This is a genomic window from Mucilaginibacter sp. P4_G9 (assembly GCF_056400985.1).
Window position 1 is genome coordinate 1 of record NZ_JBFUKF010000823.1, and the last position, 1016, is coordinate 1016.

The 1016-nt window shown below is 39.0% G+C and carries 3 protein-coding genes; 2 read left to right on the forward strand and 1 reads right to left on the reverse strand.

The features are described 5' to 3' along the window. A partial coding sequence (locus AC1DPZ_RS27905; protein WP_477409666.1) for a type II toxin-antitoxin system VapB family antitoxin occupies positions 1-88 on the reverse strand: 88 nt, incomplete at its 3' end. Positions 89-251: 163 nt separating this feature from the next. Here AC1DPZ_RS27905 and AC1DPZ_RS27910 point away from each other — a divergent pair. Then, positions 252-821 carry an RNA polymerase sigma factor gene (locus AC1DPZ_RS27910; RefSeq protein ID WP_477409668.1) on the forward strand — a complete coding sequence of 190 codons (570 nt, stop codon included), beginning with the start codon at positions 252-254 and terminating at the stop codon, positions 819-821. Continuing rightward, positions 805-1016, forward strand: a 212-nt coding sequence (locus AC1DPZ_RS27915) for a hypothetical protein (RefSeq protein ID WP_477409664.1), incomplete at its 3' end; no start/stop codon positions are given. The genes AC1DPZ_RS27910 and AC1DPZ_RS27915, both read left to right, overlap by 17 nt.

Sequence of the window (1016 nt, forward strand, 5' to 3'; positions counted from 1 at the left end):
CTTCAATTATTGCCTTTTTAGTTTTTAAACTACTTAACTTTTGAGCTTTTTGCATCAGTTCATCGTTTATATCGATATTAGTCCTCATACACACAAATTTTAATAAATATACACATTTTAATTTGAATACAAATGGTTACTTTGCTTATCTGTTTAAAATTGCTTTACATAACATCAGGTTCCAATAATTAAAAAAATATTTCACACCCCATGCAACCATTTAACCTCCACTTTCATCTTACTATTAAATGATGTTTTTGGAACCTAAATATACTTTTGAACAATTGGTCGACCGCTGCAAAGCCGGCGAACGCAAAGCACAGGAATTGTTGTATAAACAATTGGCTGGCAAAATGCTGGCTGTGTGCATGCGCTATGCTACCGACAGAATGGAGGCCGAAGATATGTTGCAGAATGGGTTTATAAAGGTGTTTCAAAAAATGGTTGACTATAGAGGCGACGGCTCGTTTGAAGGCTGGGTAAGGCGTATTATGGTACACAGCTCCATAGAATACTATCGAAAGCATCATAAAATGATGCAAATGATTGATATGGGGGATGCAGGTATAGAGCCTTCGGTTAACCCAATAGCAGCCGCAAACCTGGATGCCAGGGTACTGATGGGATTGATACAACAACTGGCACCGGGTTATCGCATCGTATTTAACCTGTACGCTTTGGAAGGTTATACGCATAAAGAAATTGCCGATATAGTGGGCATTACAGAAGGTGCTTCAAAATCGCAGCTATCAAGGGCACGCACAATATTAAAAGAACAAATTGCAAAAATGGAGGGTAAAAGTTATGGATATGCAGGATAAGGATCTGGACAAATTATTTCAATCGGCTTTAAACGATTATGAGATAGAGCCATCTGCAAAAGTGTGGGAAGGAATTACCGAAGAGTTAAAAGCCGGCAAACGTAAAAGGTCGCTGGCGCCTTTCTTAAGCATTGCTGCGGGCGTAATATTATTGGTAACCGCAGGTATCCTGTTTATCCCTAAGGAAGTTAAGGT

Excerpts from the sequence above, each read along its gene's own strand:
- AC1DPZ_RS27910 (WP_477409668.1), top strand. The coding sequence starts at position 252 with ATGTTTTTGGAACCTAAATATACTTTTGAACAATTGGTCGACCGCTGC.